Source organism: Paraglaciecola sp. QJM3NY_14 (assembly GCF_056173245.1).
Genome location: NZ_CM149664.1, coordinates 1,043,974 through 1,061,625 on the forward strand (window position 1 = coordinate 1,043,974; position 17,652 = coordinate 1,061,625).

The 17,652-nt window shown below is 42.9% G+C and carries 9 protein-coding genes; 1 reads left to right on the top strand and 8 read right to left on the bottom strand.

All coding sequences use genetic code 11. The features are described from left to right. Nucleotides 1–139: 139 nt before the first annotated feature. From AC0VYA_RS04420 to AC0VYA_RS04455, 8 genes are all read right to left on the bottom strand, one after another. Nucleotides 140–2,662 carry a TonB-dependent receptor plug domain-containing protein gene (locus AC0VYA_RS04420; protein WP_475490195.1) on the bottom strand — a complete coding sequence of 841 codons (2,523 nt, stop codon included), beginning with the start codon at nt 2,660–2,662 and terminating at the stop codon, nt 140–142. A gap of 842 nt (nt 2,663–3,504) precedes the next feature. Continuing rightward, nucleotides 3,505–5,409, bottom strand: a complete 1,905-nt coding sequence (locus tag AC0VYA_RS04425; RefSeq protein WP_011573819.1) for a TRAP transporter permease — start codon at nt 5,407–5,409, stop codon at nt 3,505–3,507. 166 nt (nt 5,410–5,575) lie between these two features. Next, nucleotides 5,576–6,502, bottom strand: a complete 927-nt coding sequence (locus tag AC0VYA_RS04430; protein WP_011573820.1) for a TAXI family TRAP transporter solute-binding subunit — start codon at nt 6,500–6,502, stop codon at nt 5,576–5,578. Nucleotides 6,503–6,689: 187 nt separating this feature from the next. Further along, the gene (locus tag AC0VYA_RS04435; RefSeq protein ID WP_475490196.1) at nt 6,690–9,575 is read right to left on the bottom strand and encodes a TonB-dependent receptor plug domain-containing protein; all 2,886 of its coding nucleotides are present in this window, start codon (nt 9,573–9,575) and stop codon (nt 6,690–6,692) included. Between the two features lie 116 nt (nt 9,576–9,691). Further along, nucleotides 9,692–10,744, bottom strand: a complete 1,053-nt coding sequence (locus AC0VYA_RS04440) for a FecR family protein (protein ID WP_475490197.1) — start codon at nt 10,742–10,744, stop codon at nt 9,692–9,694. A gap of 2 nt (nt 10,745–10,746) precedes the next feature. Continuing rightward, nucleotides 10,747–11,325 (bottom strand): RNA polymerase sigma factor, encoded by a 579-nt coding sequence (locus tag AC0VYA_RS04445; RefSeq protein WP_041713336.1) that lies wholly within the window; start codon nt 11,323–11,325, stop codon nt 10,747–10,749. A gap of 413 nt (nt 11,326–11,738) precedes the next feature. Then, entirely contained in the window at nt 11,739–12,263 is a 525-nt protein-coding gene (locus AC0VYA_RS04450) for a nuclear transport factor 2 family protein (RefSeq protein WP_475490198.1), read from the bottom strand. Nucleotides 12,264–12,451: 188 nt separating this feature from the next. Then, the gene (locus AC0VYA_RS04455; protein WP_475490199.1) at nt 12,452–14,743 is read right to left on the bottom strand and encodes a TonB-dependent receptor; all 2,292 of its coding nucleotides are present in this window, start codon (nt 14,741–14,743) and stop codon (nt 12,452–12,454) included. Between the two features lie 564 nt (nt 14,744–15,307). Here AC0VYA_RS04455 and AC0VYA_RS04460 point away from each other — a divergent pair. Beyond that, on the top strand, nt 15,308–17,650 hold the full coding sequence (locus AC0VYA_RS04460) for a TonB-dependent receptor (protein WP_475490200.1): 2,343 nt from the start codon (nt 15,308–15,310) through the stop codon (nt 17,648–17,650). Nucleotides 17,651–17,652: the final 2 nt, after the last annotated feature.

Consider the following 17,652-nt stretch of genomic DNA (forward strand, 5'->3'; position numbering starts at 1 on the left):
CAATTTTCGCTCGGTTATTACTGAGGTAAGGCCCCCGTGAAAATAGACCAAATTTATGGAACAGTGGTTGTGAATTATAAAACACAGTTGAATGCGGAGGAGGTGAGACAATCCCAACTCCTCCTTAGAAAACAACTAATTACCAAGCATATGATGTTCGCGCATACCAGCTACCACCTGTAAAACCGTAGGGCGAGTATGTATCGTAGAAATTAGTTCCTAAGGAGTTTTCAGTACGTTCTTCTGGATATGTATTAAAAATGTTGTTTGCACCAGCAAAAAGCTCTACACCACTTTCCATCTGATAACCCACTTCCATATTGACAATCCATTTCGCCTCGTTCGTTGTATCTAATGCTTCGCTGCTGCGTACCACCGTCCACTCACCAAAGCGTGTCGCACGCAGATTTAGAACCCAGCCGTCCTGACGATAATTAGCAGATAAACTGGCTTTAGAATCAGGGACAGCATCGGTATAAGTGCCTAAGCGCGTGCGATCGAACTGCTCTATCTGTGAACCGTCTGCGAGGACTAAACCAGACAATTCTTCGGGGTTATCGTCAATGCTGACGACATCGACCTTGTTGTAATTATAAGCTCCGCTAAGGGTAAGCTCACCAACGTCAATTTCAGGGGTCCATGTGGCGACTAAATCAACGCCTTTACTGCGTGTATCTATTGCATTGGTAAAGTAGTTGACAGCACCTAATGAGGCATCAAAGCCAGCGCTATCAAGCAGCGCTGATATCTCATCACCTATTGTACCGCCTGATGATGCTAATCGAGTATCACCTCTATTAAATTGAGAAGATTGAGCAATGCGATCATCGACATCAATTTGATAAACATCTATCGTAAATGACATATTTTTTGCCGGCGTATAGCTAATGCCAGCGCTAAAATTGACAGATGTTTCTGGAGTTAAAGGAGCTGCGCCAAGCGCCGAAGCTGCAAGGTCTGTTGGCGGTAAAGTCTGGCGTAATACGATGGTTTCGGCTATACCGTCATTATCTAAATCAGTGAACTGTCCACGGCTTCCGCGAAACCCCAATTGTTGGATACTCGGCGCTCTAAATCCCGTACTAACTGATGATCTTAATGCGACTGAATCATTAATTTCGTAACGAGCATTTAATTTACCTAACACTTCTTCGCCTGCTGAGTCATTAAAGTCTTCGTAGCGAAGTGCTCCAGCAATAAACAGTTTATCCGTTGCATCCCAGGCTAAATCTATATAGGCGTTAATATTATTACGTGATACATCGTTTTCTGCCTCTGGTTCAAAACCTGGAAAGCCTTGGGCGCCGGGCGCTAAGCCATTGTTACCATCAGCGTAACTAAGAAGCTCACCTTTAATAATCTCAAAAGATTCTTTTCGGAATTGCATACCAAAAGATACTTGCAAATCACTGTTATCAAGAGAAACTGCGCGTGTAGCATCAAGTTGCGCAATCATTTCGTCCGCATTCATTTCACCTAGGAAAAAAGATGTAGGGCTTGCAGCGCCAAGACTTGCGTTTAAGCCATTGGTGTTATACCAACTACTTTCATTGCTGCCATAACTTACAGAAAAATCCCAGTCAAAATCGAAATGGGTCCCTTTTATACCGGTAATGATTTCGACGTCATCCTCTTGAATTTGCTCTTCAGGGCGAAATCCTCGAGGGAATATCTCTTCGATATTACGAGAATCATATGCGCTGCGATAAGTAAATGTAAGGTCAGAACTTCGGTTAGCGTATGTAGCAACGGTATAGAGTGCTACTTCTCCTATATTAGTCCCCGCATTTAAACCGAACGCGCTGGTTTGCTGTGGAAAGTTTCCAAAATTTTTGGTGACTTGACGGTCTACACTTGCTTCTCTAGGGTCCCAACTTCCATCATCAAGGGGTAAAAATAAGTTTTTTCCTCCATCTTCAGGTAATGCTAAAGTGCGAGCTCGATTAGATAGCTTAGTTTCTTTGTAGTCATACGATAAGTTAATGAAGCCATCGTCGCCAAATTCGAAACCATTGTTAAGGGCGACACTGAAAAACTCACCGTCACCGCGGTCGAAATTTTCTCCAGTACTAACGGTTGCTTTTCCACCCTCAGAGTCATCTTTTAGGATGATGTTGACAACCCCTGCTATTGCGTCAGAACCATATTGGGCTGATGCACCATCTCTCAGCACTTCAATGCGCTCAATGGCAGAAGAGGGGATCATGTTTAAATCTACGCCTGCTGAGCCGCTAAATAAACCGGTACTGGTGTTTATTAAAGCCGTTTTATGACGCCTTTTGCCATTTACCAACACGAGAGTCTGGTCGGGGTTTAAGCCGCGCAAGCCTGCAGAAGCAATAAAGGTTCCGGTGCCACCGCCAGAGCGTTGTGGAAGATTTAGGGACGGAACAAGAAATCGTAGAGACTCGAATAATCCTGTTTGTCCTTGTTGCTCGAGTTGTTCACTGGAGAACACGTCAATAGGAGTTGGACTTTCAATAACCGTTCTAGGGTTACCTCGTACCCCAGTTACAACGATGTTTTCTAAGTCGGTTGTTTTATTATCGCTGCTTGAGGGGAGGTCACCTTCTTGAGCTACTGCCGACGAAGCGGCCATGATTGATGCGATAAGACCATAAGTGCCAGTTTTTACTTTACCCTTTACGTTTTTATTTTTCATATTCTCTGCTCTTTGTTAGTCCTAGGAAGCACTCGGGTCATCAACATTTGCTCACAATATGAATTGTGAAATTCGAGTAAAGGTCATTGTTAGGCCTGTCTCGATTAACAAAGCAATAAAACCGGCTTCAACTGAAAAGTGACCTCTCAGTGTGTTTTATGTTTTTGAGGTCACAAGTGCTTGAGGAAAAATCAAAGCTAAGCCAGTTGCTGTGCAACACTCTTAACTTATCTCCGGCAGATTTTTCGGGTATGTTAAAATACATAGTTTCAGAGGCTCACTTAGTCGAAATTTTGGCTGTTAAACTAAAACCGACAGGCTTCTGAGCAATGTAAGTACAACAAAGTTAAATACCTTTCGAATCAACGTTTTTCCAGTTTAAGGCTGATATGTACAGACAGTCGCTGCGAATGTTCGCATTAAGCTACCCATTCAATTCAACCTATCTATACAGAGCAATGAAAAATAAAAAACCTCTACTTTTTTGTAAAATTAGCCGTAACCAATCATTTATTGGTAGTATAAATTATCGGTATTGATGGGGCCGAACGTCAGTGAAGAAGGCAATGTGCGCAGATACTCGTTTATTCAACTCGACTGAATCGAGGTAATTAAACTTAATGAAATCTATGTTTGTTTTATATTGAGGAATGCAGAAGCGTTTGAATATTAAACGCTGGACTGGTTGTTACAGTTTCGGTTAAAGCTCACGCCATAATAGGCTGCGCAACATACTTTACTATATTCATTTTTTGTTTTTGGGAACTGCGATAAGTAACTTTGTCAATGTGGGAGAGAGCAGCTATTGGACATTTCGGTCCAATAGCTGAGCCAAGCTACTTTTAGTTTAGAGGGGAAGGTTGTAACGCTTCCAACCTAGAGGCGCGATAGTTGGTTAGCATCGTGATTACGATAATGGCTATACCCAAAATATTGATATAAAGGTTAGGGGCCAACATCGTTAACCCCGCTATCAATAATAAGCCCCTGGCAGCTATTGGTAACATTGTCGCTAACCTTCCTTCAATGGCTCCTGCAAAAGAAATGATCAAACCAATCGTTAGAATAATCGCCATTACAAAATCAATATTTTGACCCTCCATCCAGATCAACCCAGAAAATGCCATCATGATCGGTATAATAAAAAAACCTTGGGCGAGTTTAAAAGCTTGGACTGCAGACTTCATTGGTGATGTGTTGGCAATACCTGCCGCGGCAAAAGCAGCTAAAGCAATAGGTGGGGTGACGTTCGAGGTTTGCGACAACCAAAATACAACCATGTGCGCAGCCAGCAAGCCTACTCCTAACTCCGTTAAGCTTGGAACAGCCATGATGGACAACACAATATAAGCAGCAGTTACAGGTAAGCCCATGCCCAGAATAATGGCCGCGATAGCGATAAGCCCTAGTACCGACCACAAATACCCGCCTGAAAGCGCCATTAAAAACTGTGTAAATTGTAAACCTATGCCTGTTTGACCAACTACACCCACCACAATGCCCGCGGTTCCACATGCTACTGAAATAGGAAGCGCAAGTAATGCCCCTTCTTTCATACCAGCAAAAAATACCGCGATGCTAATTCGGCTATGTTTTCTGCACATTGCCGCAACTAATATCGCTACACAACCAGAAATACCTACCAATATGGGCGAATAACTCATTAACAGTAGGGTGGTTATTAAAATCAATGGTACTAGAAAGTGCCATCCATCTTTTAGCACAACGGAAATTTTTTCAGTTACCTTCATACCTTGTAAACCTAACTTACACGCCATCAAGTGCACATATAGCAAGGTGCAGGTAAAATATAATATGGCTGGTGCAATAGAGACTAATAATATCTCACTGTAAGGAATCCCGGTAAATTGTGCCATCACAAAAGCACCAGCGCCCATTACAGGCGGCATGATCTGCCCACCTGTTGATGCAGCGGCTTCAATACCGGCAGCTTGCTCTGGTTTATAACCAAGCTTTTTCATCATAGGGATTGTTAATGCGCCAGTTGTCACGGTATTGGCTATAGCGGATCCGGAGATTGAACCTAGCGCTGCAGATGCAATAACGCTGGCTTTAGCTGGTCCGCCTCTGTACTTTCCGGCAATTGAAAAAGAGGCGTCTATAAAGAACTTACCAGCACCGGTAACCTGCAAAAACGCCCCAAATAACACAAAAATAAATACGACACCTGCTGCAATAGCAAGTGGAGCACCGTAGATACCATTGGTTGAAAATACATGGAATCGGACAATTTCTTCCACTGAAAACCCTCTACTGGCGACGGTTGCAGGCAATGCGTCGCCAAAAATTGCATAGAGTAAAAATAGTGCCGCAATTAATACCATTACCACACCAACTGTGCGGCGTGTTGCTTCGAGCAGTAACACGATAATAATTAAACCGGACAATTGATCCAGCGTCGTTAACCCATCGAGTAGAAAAGAAATATCATCGTAATCAAAGGAAACAATGTGATATGAAGCCCACGCAGTGGCAATGATAAAAACTATGTCAATACAACGAGCAGATAGATAGAGAAATGGGGACTGTAGAGGTTTAATTAGGGGGGTAGTTAAGAATACTAGGATTAAGACCCAACTTAAATGTATAGGTCTAAAAACAGGCGCGGATAACTCTGAGGTTATACCCTGCCAAATTTGAAAAATAGATAATGCTATTGCTGCCAATGCAGCAATTAACACAACTTTATTTGTAACCCAATTACTGAAGCTTGTTTGATCAGTCATGCGACTCTCCGAAGGTAGTCTTGATTGCTACCAACTCACTCATTATTGTATTTCGAATTTAGGCTGTTACTTGATTGCTGCGGTTTGAATGCTTATTTACTGCAATCAAGATTTATTATTCGCGTCAATTACCACTCATCAGCGTGATTGTTTAGTTGCCTGCAACTTACATTTGTTCTTTTAAATATTTTAACGAACCTGGGTGTAAGTCGATTCCGTCTAGCCTGTTCATATTTTCAAGCGTCGTATATTTTGTGACGCTAATAACCTGATTGATTTTTTTCATGTTCTCAAAAGCAACTTTTGTCATTTGATAAGCAAGGTCGGTATCAAGAGCTTTGTTTACGATAAGAATATTCCATACCGCTGGTGCCCTAAATGCGGTAACACCTTTGTAGCTTTCTTCTGCTACCTCAATTGCTTGATATGAAGCATTGTTATCAGAGACAGCTTTAAGCTCTTCTGGTGTAAACGATAGAATTCGAATCTTATGAGTGAACGCCAATTCAGTGATTGCCCCAACACCTATGCTGCCTACGATTACACCTGCATCAATTTGACCGGCAGAAATAGCATTAGTGGTTGCAGTGTAATTTAGAGATTGGGCATCAATATCATTGTCTCTTATGCCTAAAGCTAAAAGAATATTAGTTGCACTCACGCGTGTACCAGAGCCTGGTGCACCTAATGAAATACGTTTACCTTTTAAATCTTGAATTGTGTGTATATCTGAGTCCGCTGATACAACGAATTGAACTACATTTGGATATAAAGCAAATAAAACGGATACATCCATTTTTCGAGGGAAAGGCTTAACGCCTTCATGTGCTTGTAAAGCCACATTACCCATGGCTATCCCTGCGAGTTGTTTTTTTGTAGCAACTTTGATGGTATTTTCTACGGAAGCGGCCGTCACTTCAGCTCGCATATCAAAGTCTTCAATATTTTCGCTCCAGACCTTGGCTAGCATACCCCCAAGTGGATAATAGGTACCGCTCTGGCTACCAGTACCAATAGTATAAGTTTCCGCTATGGTGTTAAGTGAAAACAAACACGTTAACCCTAGGATCCCATTCTTTAAAATCTTACTCATTGTTTTAACCCCATGCGCAGGAAAAGAAGCCCGCAGTATTAAATATTTTGCGTTGAATCAACGTAAAAGTTGCTGAAATGCTGTTTAGCAAAGTGCTAAACAATGTTGATAAGCTCGCCTTGAAAAATTTATTTTTCATCATTATTAAACATTCCTATTATCATTGGCTTACGAGCAATCATTTTGATTACCACACATAAGAAGTACGTATGTACCAGCTTCCTCCAGTGAAACCATATGGTGAATAGGTATCATAGAAGTTAGTCCCTAAAGAATTAGCTGAGCGTTCCTTTGGATAAACATTGAGGATGTTGTTAGCACCAGCAAAGAACGCGAGTCCGTTTTCTAATTGATAACCGGCTTCTAGGTTAACTATCCATTTTGCTTGGTTTTTTGTATCGAGGTTCTCAGTAATACCTTTGACTGTCCATTGGCCGAAGCGAGTGGCGCGAAAATTTATTAGCCATTTATCTAATCCGTAGTTGGCAGAAATACTAACTTTAGAATCAGGTACTGCATCGGTATAAGTACCTAAACGTTCACGATCGAACTGTGCTATTTGCGAGCCATCAGCTAATACCAAACCTGATAACTCCTGAGGATTGTCGAGCGAATTAACAACATCAACTTTGTTGTAATTGTATGCACCGCTGAGGATTAGATGACCCATCACCATTTTAGGCGACCAAGTAGCAACGATATCGACACCACGACTTCGTGTATCAATGGCATTTGTAAAATAGTTTAGAGCGCCTAATGATGCGTCAAAACCTGCTTCATCAAGAAGAGCTGAAATTTCATTACCTATAGTACCGCCAGATAAAGCCAAACGTTTATCACCGCGATTAAATTGAGAAGATTGAGCGATACGGTCATCTACATCAATTTGATAAAAATCCATGGTAAACGATATAGTCTCTCGCGGGGTGTAGCTAATGCCTGCGCTAACGTTAACCGATGTCTCAGGTGCTAAGGGGGTTGCTCCTAAAGCCTTTGCAGCAGGATTAGTTGCAGGTAAAGTCTGACGTAGCACAATAATTTCAGCGAAACCGTCGTTGTCTAAATCGGTGAATTGCCCACGACTACCCCGGAAGCCTATTTGCTGAATACTTGGTGCTCTAAAACCAGTATTCACCGAAGACCGAAACGCGACACTGTCACTGAGCTCATACCGCAGGTTAACTTTCCATAAAATTTCATCTCCAGCAGAGTCACTAAATTTTTCGTAACGTAGTGCGCTTGCCAAAAAGAGCGTTTCAGAAACATCCCATGCTAAATCTAAGTAACCGTTTATATTATTACGAGAAACGTTACTTTCGGCTTCAGGAGAAAAGCCAGGATAACCTTGTGCACCGGGCTCTAGACCATTATTCCCGTCTGCGTAACTTAAGTACTCCCCTTTAAGTATTTCGAAACCTTCTCGTCGATATTGCAGACCAAATGAGAATTGCAGATCGCTATTTTCTATTACGAGAGAGCGGGTGGTATCCAGTTGAATTATCATTTCGTCTGAGTTCATGTTACCCAGAAAAAATGATGTTGGGCTATTTAAGCCTAAACTGGCATTCAGACCGTTGGTATTATTCCAAGTAGTATCATCAAAACCGTAGCTCATTGAAAAATCCCAATCGAACTGAGCCTTGGTACTTGTAATACCAGCGACTAGTTCGAAGTCATTTTCTTTTATTTGCTCTTCTGGACGAAAACCTAAAGGGAAAATATCGATAATATTACGTATGTCGCCAGGAAGTCGGTAAGTAAATGTTAGATCTGATTTTCGATGAGCGTAAGACGCGAAACCATAAAGCTGCATGTCTTGAAGGCTCGCTTTAGCATTAACACCAAAAATATTTGTCGCTTGCGGGAAGTTACCAAAATTTTTGGTCACCATACGATCAAGGCCGCTTTCTCTAGGATCAAAGCTTCCGTCTTCTAAAAGGGCAAATAAGTTTCGTCCTCCATCTTCTGGCAAAGCCAGCGTGTGGGCACGATTAGATAATTTACTTTCTTTATAATCGTAGGATAAGTTGATAAAACCACTTTCACCTAGAGTAAAGCCATTGTTTATACCTAGACTGATATTTTCTCCATCACTGCGATCGAAGTTCTCTCCGGAGCTAAAAACAGCTCTACCCTTTTTAGGTTTATCCTTCAAAATAACATTAATTACCCCAGCGATAGCATCGGAGCCATATTGAGCTGATGCACCATCCCGCAGCACTTCAATACGCTTTATTGCGGAGGTAGGGAGCATATTCAAGTCGACTCCAGCTGAACCACTGAATAAGCCAGTGCTGGTATTGATTAATGCGGTCTTGTGGCGCCTCTTGCCATTAACTAATACAAGTGTTTGATCTGGATTTAAGCCTCTTAAGCCTGCTGAAGCTATAATCGTTCCCGTGCCTCCTCCTGAACGTTGCGGTAAATTTAGTGATGGAACAAGAAAGCGCAACGCCTCAAAGAGTCCTCCTTGACCTTGCTGTTCAAGTTGTTCAGCAGTGAAAACATCAATGGGTATAGGGCTTTTGACAACTGTTCTAGGGGTTCCCCGTACTCCTGTCACCACTATATTTTCTATAGAGGATGAAGGTGAATAGAGCCCCGCTTGGGCATTCTTATTCGAAGTACTAGACTTTGTTTTTTTCGTTAATGTTGCTTTTTTCATGTTATCTACTTTGCGCGAGCTGTTGAGACTTCTCGGAGCATCAGCGCTCGATTCAACAAAAATTGTAGAGTTAGCGTAAATGGTCCCTTTGAGGCCCGTCCCAGCTAGTAACGCGAGAAGACCAGCTTCAACTGAAAAATGACCCCGCAGTTCATTTGTAGTCACTGAGGTCACAAGTGCTTGAGGAAAAATTAAAGCTAAGTTAGTCGCTTGAGCAAAACTTCTTAACCCATCTCCGGCAGATTTTTCAGGAATGTCAAAATACACAGTCGTTATTTTTTGTTCTGTCAAATCTTCCGTCGCTAGAGCGAAAGCTGATTTGTATACGAGCAATGTAAATGCAACAAAGTTTAGTATCTTTCGAATCAATGTTTTTCCAAATTCAGGTTGAACAGCACCATTTTCCAACGAAGCATTCACAGCGAATCGTTGGCTGTAGCTCAACCTACTTATACAGAGTAATGAAAAAGAAAAATCCTCTACTTTTTTTGAAATAACTAGAAATAGCGTGATTGAGAATATGTTTAGCTGTTCGGATTTGTTATGTAGTAATAACCACCACTCATTTTTTTAACGTGCAAACCAAGATTCAATTCCAATGTAGTGAAAACTGTTTCAAGATTATCGATAGGGTAAAATCCTCCCACTTTCATCGCTTGTATTGATTTGTCTGCAATAACAATATTTAGGTTGGTGTAACGCGATAATTCAGCTACCACATCCGATAGTGGTTCATCATCGAAAGACAGAAAGCCTTTCCTCCAATAGAGTTTTTTCGCAATGGATTCATCGCTTACTTGTTCAACAGACTCGACTTCAATGTCATCAAATACCACGTTATTACCCGCACTAACAATGACTTGGTTTTTGTCTTTATGAGCAAAGTTGTCTGCGTGATGAGTTGCATCAATATTTTCATTCGCTCTAACTCTTACCGTTCCATGAGATACTAAAACATTGACCAAATTGCCCTTAAGACGCACTGAAAAGTTGGTACCTAATGCGCGAACATCCCCTGTTCCTGCTTTTACGGTGAAAGGCCTGCTTTTATCACGAGCTACGCCGAAATTAGCTTCTCCCTGAAAAAGAGTAATATTTCGTTGCTTGCGAGTGTAATTCACTTCAACAATACTATTGGTGTTTAATAAAAGCTCTGAACCATCGGTGAGAATTATATTTTTTTGCTCCCCAATTTTTGTAAAGTACTGGCCATTCTTTGAGGAGTTCTCTAGCGAGCCCTGCAAATAAAAAATAATTGGCATCGCCAACACCAATGCTGCAAAGGCCGCTGTTTTATATGAAAGTTGAGCAAGTCTGTGGCCAAAAAGAGAATGTTTTTTGTGTTTCTCAGTTGATTGCTCTTGAAGTGATGAGCGCTCACCTATTTCTGACATTTTGTCCCATAACTGCGCAAGTCGCTTTAGCTGTTTTTCATGTTCGGGGCTTATTGCGAGCCATGCATTTAATTCAGTTTTATCTGAGGCTGTAAGTTCATCTTGCTCCATACGGGCAATCCATTCACTTGCTTCGCGCTTCACTCTTTCTTTATCATTCGGAAATTTAACTACCTGAGTCATTCCTATTTACTCTTTCTTTGATTCATATTTCGTTCGATATCACTTTGCTTAGTGAATCCTATTTCCTGCTGTCTAGTAATGTAATCATCACAGCGCTCTAACCCTTTAGCGATATGCTTCTCTGCAGTGCTAACCGCAATGCTCAATTTTAGCGCAATATCCTTTACCCTAACTCCTTCTATCAACCTTAATCGCGTTACTTCTTGGCACTGTTTTGGTAGCGAATTTAATGCGGCTAGCAATAATGCTTTTTCTTGTTGCTCCGATAAATGGGCAAAAGCATCTTGTTCTTTGCTAATGAGCAATGACTCACTAGAATCCTCTATGTATTCAGTAATTCGGGTAGAAATTTTACTATTTTCACGGATCGCTAAGTTTTTTGTGGTTTTGTATAAATACAACTTAGGGAATTTTATTTGATTTTTTCTATCTGCGACAAAAGTCTTTACGAAGGCCTCTTGTAGGATATCTTCTAACTCGTATTCTTTTTTAACGTATCGTCGCACCACGTTAGCTAAGGACGACTTGCACTCTGAAAAAACCGAAAGGATAGATTTTTTATTTATTAAGTCTTCTTGCATTTCTAATCCTCGCTGTTTTACACGGTTGAAATCAACCAACACAAAAGTTACTCCCAAAATATGTAAATATTGAGAGGGAAATGTCCTGTAAAAATGCGACAAAACGTCACAAAAAATTAGTGAAATTACGTGGTAGAGATCGAAATTTTTGTCCTGACTCTAGGCAATTCAAAAATTTGGCTTCGAACTGAAATATATATAACTAAAAAAGTAGCAAGAAACAAAAAACACTCTTGTTGAAGCGTTTTGTCGCTACTTTTTTTAGTAAATACTAAACACTTTTGATTTGCAATAAACTAAATAGAGATTATTTTATCGCAGCAAATTAGCAGAATAAGCCCTGTTTCTTTTCGTTATTTGCTGCGCTAGATACTAATTTAGTTGGTAATTGCGCGTTAAAGGCCCGTTTAAGATTATTTCTTTGCTCGCTCTGCAAAGGTCTTGATATTGATTTCGGCGACCTTTTCCCATGCTTCATTAGGGACGAGCACAGACATGGCGTAGTGGGCGATTTTCCATTGGCCGTTGTCATTTACCAGCACACCGGTTCCGCGAAAGCGGCCCCACTTTTCAGACACGGTAATCTCGTCAAACCAGGCGATGTTTTGCTCTGCAGAGAAGTTGATGTTGCGCTCCACGGATTTGTACGTCCAACCGGTGCCACCTGCGAAGCGTTCAGCCACGTATTTGTCTAATGTTTCTGGACGCGACCAGCGCTCCCAATCATCCGTGCCCATAAATACGCCGGTATCGGTAAATGAGCCTAGGTATTTGCTTAGGTCTGCTTGGCTGGCGGCTTCATGCAAGCCATCGAGTACGTTATTGACGGCTTGGGTTGCCTCGGGGGCGTTCTTAGTGTCGGCCAATACACTGAACGAGCAGCATAGTAGCGCGGCGAGCAAGAATGGTATGGCGCCTTTTCGTAGCGGGTTAAACATTATAAGTCACTCCATTTGAATGTGGTTGTGTTTGGCTGTGGTCTTTATTTATTCTTTTTATTCACACAACGAATTTGTTCTGTTGTGGGTTCACGCTTCAGTTATTCACTAATAATACTCACAAAGATGACCCTATGCACTTGTGCCGCATAGGGTTATCTCGCGCTTAATGATTGACGTAATACGTCTTAAAAACCACCTCTAAAGGTCATGCCTATGGTACGCGGTGTAACACGTATGCTGGCAGGTGGATCAAACGGTGGGCGACCAATGGCTCTGACTACACCATCGTCATCAAACATGTTGTTGGCAAACAAGGATATCTCGTAACCAGAGAAGCGAATACCCACGCGCATATTTGCCACTGTGTAGGCGTCCATCTTGCGATAGTTCGAGTTTTGCTCACTGAATTCGGTTGAGCGATCATCCGTGTATTGCACATTGACCCAACCGAAACCTTCAAGATCTTCGTTTAATTCAGTGGAGTATTCCGCTGATGTCGTGAAAGAGAACTCAGGTACGAAAGGGGCTGGGTCGCCTTTTTGCGCATCTAGATTGGGTACATCTGCATCCAACGTGGTGTCGATGTAAGCGCCGCCAGCCGATAGCACCAAGCCATCAAGAGGTTTCACTGTGACTTCTAGTTCAAGGCCTTTACTGGTGGCATCCCCAACATTTTCTTTGAAACCAAAACCACATTCAAAGCTGCGGCTGGTTTGCATGTCGCTCCAGTCGATGTGGAAGTATGTGGCGTTGTAGCTCACGGTGCCTTGGGTGTCACTGCCTTTTACACCGACTTCGTAGTTCCAGATTTCATCCGGGTCGAAGAAGCGTGTATCGCCACCATCACGTTCAACCTGTGCCAGCTCATCGGCACACACTGATTCAGGAATAGCGCCGTTAATTCCCCCGTAACGGAAGCCTTTTGCGGCTTGCGCGTAGACTAAATTATCGCGATTTAAATGATACGACACATTAAGCTTAGGGTTGTAGCCATCGACTTTGCCTTTAGGGCGTGTATCACTGTTGGCTTCGCCATTGAATAAGCCTGACTGATAAAATTCAATCTCTTGTTCCCAGTTAAAGTAACGTAAGCCTGCGGTGATGGATAAGTCACCAATGTCATAATAGAGTTCGCCGAAAAAGGCGTAGGTTTTCACGGTTAAATCATCAAAGCCATAAAATAAGTGATCCTCGGGGGCACCAAAGGCGGAAGAGGGCACCCCTAGAATTGCATCAGCCCCAGGAACAGGGAAGGTATTTTCATAAAACACGTCTTTTTTATCAGCGTATGCACCTACCGTCCATTGTAAATCGCTGTCGGTGGTTGAGGCTAAGCGCAACTCTTGCACGAAGACTTCTGAGTCCGTTAAGTCGACCAATTCATGAGGTGTTATGCCCGGTGGTAGGGCTGATTCAAATAACAGATCCAGTGAACGAGGGTTAACGATAGAACGGTCAAAGTAGGATGTAGAACTCGTTAACTCAGCCCAATCTAGATCGTATGTTAGGGTCAGGTTACCTATGTCCATGGTATCGTCGTAACCATCGAAGGAGGGATAATCGCGCACAAATAGGGGCGTGGAGTCGATATCTACAGGACGCCCATCATCTGAATAGTCGTGGTGTAAGTAGCTAAGCTCAATGCTTAATTCGTTAGTAGGAATATATAAAGCCGCTATTTTGGCTCCTTTGGATAATCCATCATTAAGGTTTTTTTCACCGGTTAAGCTGTTATCAATATAGCCGCCATTATCGAGGTAATACCCACTGACGCGTACGGCCAATTCGTTTTCGATAATGGGTACGTTGACTAACGCTTTAACGGATTTATTGTTGCTACCATGCTCTATTTTTGATGCGCTAAGTTCGTACTTGCCTTCAAATTTGGATAGGTCCGGATCATTAGACACTAAGCGTACGGTGCCTGTCATTGAGCCTGCGCCAAACAGTGTACCCTGTGGCCCACGTAATACTTCGACCCGTTTTAAATCAAACAAAGCCAATTCTGGGTTCATGCCGCCCATTGAAATGGGAATTTCATCTAGGTAAATGCCCACGGTTTCTTGGTTTTGGGTGTCGTTGTCGTTACCCCCGCCGTTTGCTACGCCACGAATAGATAAGCGCGTCCGGCCTGGGCCGTTCTCGTACGCTGTGAGGCTGGGCACTACACCAAGCAAATCAGTGAAGTCAGCGGCGCCTAAATTTTCAATCAAACCTTCACCCACTACGTTGATACTAATGGGCACGTCGTTCATTGACTCTGAGCGCTTACGTGATGTGACTATGACACGCTCGTAGGGTTCAGCCTCTTTTTGTGCTTGAGCACTGTTTTCTTGTGCGTGCAGACTGGTTCCACTTAAGGCCGCGCTCACCATCAGTGCTAGGGCTGAATGGCGTAATATTCTGGTGCTATAGGAGTGACCGGCAGATGAACTGACAGGTGTACAGGTGAAATTTATTGTGTGTGTGCTTTGCATAGTGTGTCCCTTTCAATGAATTGTTTTTAGCGATGCCTATCGCTTTATCGCGTTCTTGTTAATTTCCCAAATGACGGACCTGCATATGCTCGAGGGTTTATCCCTTCTTATTGCTTTGTAGGAATGTCGCGATTGAATTAACAGCTCAGTTTCGACCTGTTTTGCACGCCGCGCAATCACTTCTAGTACTGGTTAGACCTTGTTCAGGCTAATAAATACGGGGTTTTCGCCAATTATATTGCCCGAATTTATTATTTGTTACAATTTGCATTTTTGGTGCGTTTTTATTCTTTGTGGTGCAGGGGCTGGGTATTTGGCTGACCGTAGTACGTCAGTACCATCTCTTGTTTGAGGTTTATTTACTCGTCAGATCTGTGTTCAATCGCAGTAAAAACGTGTGTTTTCGTGCCTCGGTTGATTTTTTACAAGCACTTTTAATCCGATTGGTACATTTATTGTGATGGGTTGGTTAATCCTCGCAGAAGGTATTTATCGAAACGCTATTCCACGAAATGGTATTTGAAAGTAGCTAACACCAATGTAAATAGACCAGGAACCACGCACATGAAAACAGCCAACCAATATTTTCGTCCTACTTTACTTAGCGTGTCGCTTGCCGCGTTATTCACCGTTAACCCTATATTAGCCCAAGAGGCTGATGACAATGCAATGGAAGATGCGCCTGAAAAAATTCAGGTGATGGGCCGCCGAATATCTGAAACCGAAGTGGCGATAGGAACGGGCGAGGTAACTAACACGCTGGCCGTGACCCGTGAAGCATTGCTGTCAGCCCCTGGGGGAATTTCAGGCTTAAAAATGCTTGAGAGTCTACCGGGTTTTAACGTGCAAACAGATGGGGCTCTGGGTTTATATGAATTTGGTAACTCGGTCAATGTGCGAGCGTTTAACTTAAGCCAAATGGGCTTCGTATTAAATGGCGTGCCGATGGGGCGTTCAGACGCATTTGGTGGTAGTCCGATTTTCAGATACGTGGACAACGAGAACTTAGCCTCTGTAGTTGCTTCACCCGGTGCAGGAGATGTGTCAGCGCCTAGTTATTCCACACTTGGCCCTATCGCGTCTTACTACTCGGTTGACCCATCAGATGAGATGGGCGGTATGATGTCACTAACCGTGGGAGATGACGATTTACAGCGCTCGTTCATTAAATTAGAAACGGGTGATCTCAATGGTTTTAAAGCGTTTGTGAGCCGCTCAAAAACCGACAGTGATTTATGGCGCGGCCCTGGCACCATTGACCGAGAACATATTGAGGCCAAAGCGGTTTACGCGTTTAGTGCTGATACCAAACTGTCATTTAATTATGTTTCAAACGATTTTTTCGACTATGACTCACCCTCTGGCACCGAAGCCACGTTTGATAACGACTATTACTACAGCTACCTAGAATCGATCCCCGAAGGTTGTATCGGGGCGATGCCACAAGTATATGATTTCAATCAAGATGGCTCGATAAATGATAGCGACTTCACCCCTGTATTCACTGGTAGCAATTGTACAAGTTACTATGAAGACAGAGTGAATGTACGAGACGATCAACTCTACTCTTTGCAACTTGAAACCTACTTAACCGACAATCTGCAGTTTGCCGGTACCTATTACTTTGAAGACAAGGATGGGTACGGCGTATCACCTGATTCCTATACAAATACTCTGGGTATTTATGAACGCCAAGCCGCAGCAGGGCTTGATGTAGTGCACCCACGCGGGGTGCAATATGGTCTTTCTTCGGTGGGCGGTGATCGTAAAGGCTTTGTGGCTGACTTTACCTTAGAGCTTGAAAACAATGTGATTGAGTTTGGTGGTTGGCAAGAAAAAGACACCTACAATCGAACCCAACAACGCTTGAACAAAACCGGCGGTAGCGTCGATGGGGATGTGATTTGGGATGAAGTCGCCTATTACAGACGTGATTATACTGCAGTACGAGAAACCACCCAGTTTTACCTAAAAGACACCATAAGCTTACTCGATGATGCGTTGAAGCTAGAGCTGGGTATTAAGTCTTTAAGTGTGGATTACACCCTAGATGGCTATCGAGATTATGCGGATTATGAAATTAACAGCGAAGCTGGCTATGGTCCGCAATCTGTCGGTGGAGAGTTCAGTAAACACTTTTTACCTTCTATCGGCGCTGTGTACAGTGTAAATGACACGGATCAAGTCTTTGCGTCTTACTCTAAAAACTATGCGCTCCCCAGCGGCACCGACGATATTTACGATAACGCCTTGAGTTTTGAGCCTGAAACACCTGAGGGGGAAGAAGCAGATAACTTTGAAGTGGGTTACCGAACCAATCAAGAAACGTTTAATGCCGCATTGGCACTTTTCTACACGCGATTCGATAACCGCCTGTTTGCCAGCAACGTTTTTAACCCCGCGACTCAGCAACCAGAAAGTTTCTACATCAACGGCGGCGCATCAGAAGCCTATGGTTTTGAGTTAAGTGGTGTGTATCAACCCGAGGCATTTAACAAGCAGCTGTATTTGAACGCTAACATATCTTACAAAGATGCTACCTTGGCTGATGGTTTTGGCAGTAATCCCGAAGGAAGTCGCTTAGCGGACAGCCCAGAATGGTTGATGACCGCTGGGATCACGTATGAGCCAACAGAGTGGTTAGTGGCGAATATGTCAGCAAAGTATACGGGTAGCCGATTTACCGATTACGCTGAAACCTATTCGATGGACAGTTACACTATTGTCAGCGCGTACGTGGATCTAGGCGGCGTCAATCCGTTTGGTATGCCGGAAAACGTGAGTCTTCGCTTCAATGTGGACAACTTATTTGACGAAGAAGTGTTGTCCTTTGCGTTTGTCGGCTCGGCCTTTTATCGCCCGCTTAATCCACGTAATTTTCAAGCCTCTTTAACCGTGGCGTTTTAATC

Bases quoted from the DNA above. Each gene is read 5' to 3' on its own strand.
- AC0VYA_RS04455 (WP_475490199.1), bottom strand. From the start codon at position 14,743: ATGCAAAGCACACACACAATAAATTTCACCTGTACACCTGTCAGTTCA.
- AC0VYA_RS04430 (WP_011573820.1), bottom strand. From the start codon at position 6,502: ATGAGTAAGATTTTAAAGAATGGGATCCTAGGGTTAACGTGTTTGTTT.
- AC0VYA_RS04440 (WP_475490197.1), bottom strand. From the start codon at position 10,744: ATGACTCAGGTAGTTAAATTTCCGAATGATAAAGAAAGAGTGAAGCGC.
- AC0VYA_RS04420 (WP_475490195.1), bottom strand. From the start codon at position 2,662: ATGAAAAATAAAAACGTAAAGGGTAAAGTAAAAACTGGCACTTATGGT.
- AC0VYA_RS04425 (WP_011573819.1), bottom strand. From the start codon at position 5,409: ATGACTGATCAAACAAGCTTCAGTAATTGGGTTACAAATAAAGTTGTG.
- AC0VYA_RS04450 (WP_475490198.1), bottom strand. From the start codon at position 12,263: ATGTTTAACCCGCTACGAAAAGGCGCCATACCATTCTTGCTCGCCGCG.
- AC0VYA_RS04460 (WP_475490200.1), top strand. From the start codon at position 15,308: ATGAAAACAGCCAACCAATATTTTCGTCCTACTTTACTTAGCGTGTCG.
- AC0VYA_RS04445 (WP_041713336.1), bottom strand. From the start codon at position 11,325: ATGCAAGAAGACTTAATAAATAAAAAATCTATCCTTTCGGTTTTTTCA.